Below are 6,463 nucleotides of genomic sequence, written 5' to 3'. Positions count from 1 at the left end.
ACCCGGCCGACCTGCTGCCGAAACGGCATGGTCGCCTCGATGACATCGCGCTTGCATGAGGTGGAGATGCAGATGCCCGGCGCTCGCCGGATCATCGGGATGATCCGGCTGGAGGTCTTCCCCTGCCTGGGACCCCACAGATCCAGGTGCAGGTCCTCCCAACCGCCCCAGAGGTCTTGCCCAGTGGAGACCTCCTTGCCGATGTACACCCCGGGGACGCTGGTGGCCTCGCCCCGGCTGCGGTTCGCGCGAGTCACGCTCTTGGCAGACAGCGATTTCACGTCCGCGCGGCCGGCCAGGTGCTGGCTCACGTCGTCTACCCGAGTCTTGCGGGCCTGCCGGCGCCCCAGTGCACCTGCGACACCGCCCAGCAGGGCGCCGGCGATGAGCACCAGGGCGACCGCGACGATGGTGGCGCCGGTGGTCCACTCGATCTGTCCTTGCGCCAGGTCGATCACCGCGACTACCGGGTTGCCGGGAACGTCCTGGTCGCTGGCCGTGAGCTTCTCCCCGAGTGTGAGGCACGCCCACACGCCGAGTACCGCGGCCGCGATGAGACCCATGGTGGCCAGTGCGATTGTCGGTCCGGGTTCGCGCGTCTGTGACTTTCTTGCGACGTCTTTGCCTGCCATGACTGCTCCTTAATGTGGTGTTCGCGCTGGTCTAGTCGCCGACGGATCTGTACTGGTAGCCGGAGACTTTCCAGTGGTCGCCGGCGAGCTCCAACTCGACGGTCACGGTGATCTGCTCGAGCGGGGTGGTCGCACCGTCGGTGTGCAGCACCTTCTGCTGGACCTGCACCACCCGCTGCGCGGTCTCAGCGTCGTCGTTCACCGGGTCCTGCTCGCCGGCCAGGCTGGCAGCTCCGATCACGCGGTCACCGGACCTGGCCCAGGCCGGCCACTGCCGGGGCGTGGGATCGGGATCGGGACGAGTCGCCGCTGCGGTGGCCATCGGCCCGGTCAGCTGGTCGGCGATCGCGTGCATCGCATCCCACGGGGACTGCTGCTGAGCCGGGGTCCACGTGTGGACCCCGGACATCACCGCGACCGCCACCTCGTCTGCCGTAGTGATCGGGTCGATGTGCACGTGTGCGTCGGTGCCGGGTTCGTCCTTGCGGCCCAGCGTGATCGCTACCGCCACGGCAGCCACCGCTACGGCGATCACTAGTGCCGCTAGTAGGACTAGTTTCATTCTGCTCATCGCTTGATCCCTCATCTCGTTCATGCGCGTCCGAACCGCTCGGCCTCTTGAGGCACGATGACCACGTACTTCTGAGTCTCGGCGTAGGGCGGAACCCCTCCGTACTGCTGCACCGCTCCCGGGCCAGCGTTGTACCCGGCCAGCATCAGTGCCTGCGGATCCCCGCTGAGTTGGCCGGAGGCGATGCCCTCTCGCTGGCCCTCGGCGATCTCGCACAGGTAGCGGGCGGCGGCCATCGTTGCATCGGCCGGATCGGACGGGGATCCCGAGCCGGGCGGTCCGGCCACCTGACCGTTGTCGTCGACCTTCGCGCCCTTGGACGCCCACGTGCCAGGCATGAACTGCCCGTAGCCCTGGGCGCCGGCCGGTGACACCGCGGTGGCCTGGAACCCCACCGACTCGTGGTAGAGCAACCCGGCCAATAGCGGCGAATCGACCTCGCGGCACACCTGGCCGCCCAGGTCGATCCACTTGCGCAGCTCCTCGGGGATCTCGCCGGTGTTCAGGCTCCGGTGCCCGAAGTCCGGGGCGCAGTCCTCGCCGGCGGCTGTTCCGCTGGTCTCCGAGGAGTCGTCAGCTCCGTCGGTGGGGGCCGATCCGTAGCGCTGGTCGTCCGTCGGCTTCCCGCCGCCGACGACGGTGACGTGGACGTGGTCGAAGTGGTTCTCGGTCGGGGTGCCCCGGTCTGGCATCTGGTTGGGCTGACCTTCGGCGGGGATGTACATCTGCCGCCAGATCATGTACTCGAGATGGAAGAACTCGCGGTGCGTGAGCAGGTAGTTCTTGATCCGATTCCCCAGCTCACGGCCCTCGCCGGACTCGTAGTCCGGGATCATGATGTCCACCGCCCGCCCCGAGGGGTGATCCGGGTAGGCATCGACCGGGCGCCAACCACCGATGGTCTGCACTGACGGGAATCGCTGTGCGACGGCCCGGGCAACGCGGATCGAGTCGACCTGCAGGTTCTCCTTGGACTGGATCTTGTCCGAATCGGGCATCTGGCCGCCAGACGGCGGAGCTGGCCGCTTCGGCGAGGACGGGGCCGGGGTCCTGCTGCTGTGCTGGTCGTCTGGTTCGCTCCCGCCGGAGCCCGGGTTGACTGCCCTGTCGAGCCATGGCTGCGGGTCGGTTTCGGTTCCCCCCGCCAGCCTTCCGCCCTCCCACACCTCAAAGTGCAGGTGAGCGCCGGTGGACTGGCCGTTGTTGCCCACTTTGCCGATGTGCTGTCCTGCGGTGACGGTGTCGCCCACTTGCACTGCGACCCCGTCGTCCCACATGTGCCCGTAGACGGTCGAGTAGGGCTTGCCGTCGATCGTGTGGTCGATGATGATCCAGTTCCCGAACCCGGAGGCGGGGCCGGCGGCTGTCACCACTCCCCCGGCCATCGCGTACATCGGGGTGCCGTCGGGGGCGGCCAGGTCGATGCCCCGGTGATCGGGCCGGTCCGCGCTCTTATACGTCGAGGACACGACGTAGTCACCCTCGGCGATCGGCAGGCTGAGCTCGCCGGCGGGCACGCCGCCGCCTCCGGTGATGCCGCCGTCGGGGAGGCACCGGTCGTCGCTGGTCGGACCGAGGATCACCACGATCACCAGCGCCAGCAGGATGACACCGATGACCAGGCCGACGACGAGCTTGACCGGACGCATCGTCACTACCGGCCTAGCTGTGCCCGCAGTGCGGCGTTCTCGGCTTGCAGTGCCCGCAGGGTGGAGGAGTTGTGGGCCATCCATGCCCCGGCTGCGACCGCCCAGCGGCGCACGGAGTCGCGGCTGATGCCGAACTCGCGGGCGACGACCTCTGCCGCGGCGGAGGTTGAGGGGAACCCGGGCTCCAGGTCGACCAGCCGCTCTACGACCTGGTTGCGGAAGGCGTCGTCGTACGGTGAGGCGTTCATGCGATCGCCGCCTGCTGGGACGAGGGCGCGGCGTCGAGGAACTCCCTCAGCCGAGTGTTGGTGTCGTGGATGTTGGTCGCCCGCTCGGTATGGGTCAGCTGCACGTGGATCGGGATCCCGTGGGTTCCGTCTTTGGACGGTTTGAGCATGAACATGCCCTGACCCAGCGGTCGCTTCTTCTCTTGGCGTAGCTGTGTGCGCTCGATCGGAGCGCCCTTGGACCACGCGGTGATCATGGCCGCTTCCGCATCGCTGAACTGGAGTACGCCCTTGAGGCGATCCAGCTCTCCGGCGGGCAGACCGCCACAGATGACCATGCCGGCACGCTCGATGAAGCCCATCGCGGTCTTGACGTCGACCTCATTGGGCAGCGTTTCCAGGTCGCGTCCTGTGTGGGTGATCATCAGCAGTCCCGTGCCATCGGTGCGGTTGAGCCTGGTGAGTTCGTCTACTCGCTGCACCATCCCCGCGCCGGCTCCGAGGGTCGCCCACATCTCATCCAGGATCGCCAGGAAGTAGCGCTGATTGGCCAGGCCGCAGTCGGCCAGCACGTGCGCGGCCTCCATCGCCCCGTAGGCATCCGACCAGCACGCCAGCAACACCCCTGCCTTGAGGGACTGGTCACCGCGCGAGATGGCCGAGACGTCGATACAGATCGCGGGGGCGTCGAGGTCGATCTTGGTGGTGGTGTGCTCAGCGAAGACCTGTCCCATCACACCGTCAGTCAGTGACTCCAGGGTCTGTACGAGGGTCTGCACGGTGCGGCGATACTCGGTCTCGTCGGCCACGAACAGCGCGCGGCGTAGCCCGTCGCTACCCGACCGAATGAAGTCGATCAGATCGCGCAACAGCGGCGGCGAGGAGAACGAGAACTGCCCGGACTCTCGCATGGACCGCAACGACGCGGAGATCACCAACCCCTCGAAGTCGGCCAGGGTCCGGCCACGGATCAGCTCGGCCAGAGCCATCACCATCGTCACCTGCCGGGAGTGCACCGACTCCTCGGTCTCGGTGATCGCCTCGGCCAGCCTGGTGTTGTCCTCGCCCCGGGCGTGCAGTTCCTCCAGATGAGCCCGCATAACCGGGATCGCCTCCCCGAGCGCTCCCGCGGCCAGCGGGTTCAGGTGCCCGTGACCGTGGCCCAGCCGGATCACCTGTCCGCGCTTTCCGGCCGGGGTGACCATCGCGTCGGTCACCGCCACGTACTCGCCCTTAATGTCACCAGCGACGATCGGCACATGCCCTTGGGCGACCGCGCCGATGAACTGCTTGCGAATGAGTGTCGACTTGCCCAGACCGGGTAGCGACAGCACAAAGGCCGAGGGGTTGCCGATGATCCCCGCCTTGAACCACGACAGCACGTCCCCCGAGACGTCCTGCCCCGTTTGGGCGTGGACTCCCAACGGCACACCCACTGCCGGGGCGGTCGCCCCCACCACCCACGGGTTGAACCCACAGCCGTAGTTCGTCGAGGTCTGCGTCACACCAGGAGCAGAGGCCACAGCCATACGGCCCGAGAACGCGCCCTTGAACCCGCGACCGTCGACCGAGCTGTATCGACTGGTGAACCGGGGCTTGCGGTAGCGGACCTGAGGCGCCTGTCGCGCGGTGCGCACCTGCTCGGCGCGCTCCGGGTGCTCATCGCACCATCGCTTGTACGCCCGACCTGTCGGAGTCACCACCCACGGAGGCGGCGCATCACCCGCCGTGACGCGCGAGTGCAGCTCCTCAAGCTCGGCCGGCCCGATAGGGGTCTCAGGCCGGCGCGCCATCACTCGGCCCTCGCAAAACTCGAGATCGTAGACTTCTGATCGAGCAGAACGCCCAGGCCCAAGCCCGCGGCGAACGCTGCATCCTGCTGGCCGTTGGTCGAGTGCAGCCGTAGCTGCGATCGGTTGCCGAGTTGGCCGATGATCGCCGCCCCTTGGTCGAGCAGCTCTGCCTCCCGCAGAGTCAGGGTCACCAGCAGCGAGTACTCCCCCAGCTGCCCACCTCGGGCCAGCGCCTGCCGGGCGGCCTCGGTGCGTTCCAGACGCAGGCCTGCCGTGGCCTTACCGATCGAGCGGGTCTTGTTCGCGGCGTTGACCGCGTCAGTGTGCTCTTTCTCCACCTGCCGCTGCCCGTCACCGGCGGCGATCGGCCGGTACACTAACGTGATCCGCTTACGCGGGATGTCCGTTTTCGGCTCCAGCAGCGGACGCAGAACGTGGTCCGGGAAGGCTGCTGCCGGCGGGGCGGCCATCTCAAAACTGCGCGAGACCCAGTCTTCGTGCCGGTAGTGGTTCCATTTGGCCACTGCCGTGGCTGGACCGGCATCCTCCCAGTCCACTCCCAGTGGTTCGGACGCCAAGCGTGCCCTGTTGATCACCTCCTCGAGGTCTGGGCGATAGCAGCGCATCGCCAGACCCACCGCGGCCTCCGGGCTCATCGGTGTGGCCGACACCCCGGCATACTCGAGCCGCTGATACAGGCCCGGAAGCCGGAACCCCAGGTCCGTGGCCATCGCCTCGGGGTCCTTGCGCTGCATCGCTGTAGCGGCCTTGAACGTGATCGCGATCCACGAGCGGGTCACGAGCTTGCCTCGAGCGAACTCCACCGCTGATTCGGCCTGAATCCTGCGGGCGATCTCGGGCGTGGACTCGTCTACCGAGTTCTTCACTGCCGCCATGAGGTCCTGGCCGGTGGTCGGATAGGACTCGACTGTCACCGTGGCGGCCACCACGTCGTCGTTGAGCGAGAGGTCGGCCAGCCAGGCTCCCCATTCGGCCGTCATGTCGTTACGGTTGGCAACCGTCAGCGGCTCCTGCCCACGCGAGGACGCGTTGAGTAGGACCGTGTACTGGTTCAGTGCTCGGTCTCGGATCAGCGCGAAGTCATTGCCGGCCACGTCTCGGCCGACGTGGAGCTCGGTTTTGGCCAGTGCTCCCGGTAGCCGGTATCGACCCCCCGGCACTCGTGAGTTGGGCCCGGACCGGTACACCGTCGACCCAGCTGCCTGCGCCCGCCAGAACTGCCATCTCATTTGTGCCACCTCGTAGAGAGTTCGATTTCCGATACGCAGTACCGCCGGGGCCAGGTACCCCACCGCCAGCACCGCAATGAGCGCCCCCGCGCCCAACCCGCCCTGCATCAGGACCAACATCGCGACGATGAACGCGACCCCGGCGATGATCGTCGCCCGCAGTGGCAGGCCGAACATGCCCGTGCGCTGCGACTTCTCGCCCAGCGTGTAGAGCCGCAGGTCCGCCTGCTCGCCTGTCATAGACACCAGCTGTCCTCCGCGCTCTTCTATCGGTAGTGGTGGGGAGTCGGGTGCGCGGCCAGAGCACCGTCGAGCATCTGCTCGGTGGACTGGCTCATGCG

At 67.5% G+C, this 6,463-nt stretch carries 5 protein-coding genes and 1 pseudogene; all 6 read right to left on the bottom strand.

Going from position 1 to position 6,463, the window contains the following annotated elements; all coding sequences use genetic code 11:
- A pseudogene (locus H483_RS0119395) lies at window positions 1-632 on the bottom strand (conjugal transfer protein); the annotation flags it as partial.
- Between the two features lie 31 nt (window positions 633-663).
- A complete protein-coding gene (locus tag H483_RS27455) occupies window positions 664-1,203 on the bottom strand; it encodes a hypothetical protein (protein WP_238556268.1) in 540 nt (179 codons plus the stop codon).
- Between the two features lie 20 nt (window positions 1,204-1,223).
- Window positions 1,224-2,852: a peptidoglycan DD-metalloendopeptidase family protein gene (locus H483_RS27450; RefSeq protein WP_031264785.1), complete on the bottom strand. Its 1,629-nt coding sequence runs from the start codon at window positions 2,850-2,852 to the stop codon at window positions 1,224-1,226.
- 5 nt (window positions 2,853-2,857) lie between these two features.
- The gene (locus tag H483_RS27445) at window positions 2,858-3,100 is read right to left on the bottom strand and encodes a transposase (RefSeq protein WP_017836505.1); all 243 of its coding nucleotides are present in this window, start codon (window positions 3,098-3,100) and stop codon (window positions 2,858-2,860) included.
- A complete protein-coding gene (locus H483_RS27440; protein WP_238556267.1) occupies window positions 3,097-4,782 on the bottom strand; it encodes an ATP/GTP-binding protein in 1,686 nt (561 codons plus the stop codon). Before H483_RS27440 ends, H483_RS27445 begins: the two co-directional genes overlap by 4 nt.
- Window positions 4,783-4,871: 89 nt before the next feature.
- Window positions 4,872-6,362, bottom strand: a complete 1,491-nt coding sequence (locus tag H483_RS40060) for an SCO6880 family protein (RefSeq protein WP_017836504.1) — start codon at window positions 6,360-6,362, stop codon at window positions 4,872-4,874.
- Between the last annotated feature and the right edge of the window lie 101 nt (window positions 6,363-6,463).

It is taken from the genome of Dietzia sp. UCD-THP (genome assembly GCF_000349585.1).
Taxonomy (GTDB): domain Bacteria; phylum Actinomycetota; class Actinomycetes; order Mycobacteriales; family Mycobacteriaceae; genus Dietzia; species Dietzia natronolimnaea_A.
This window is presented reverse-complemented; position numbering and strand designations above follow the sequence as displayed.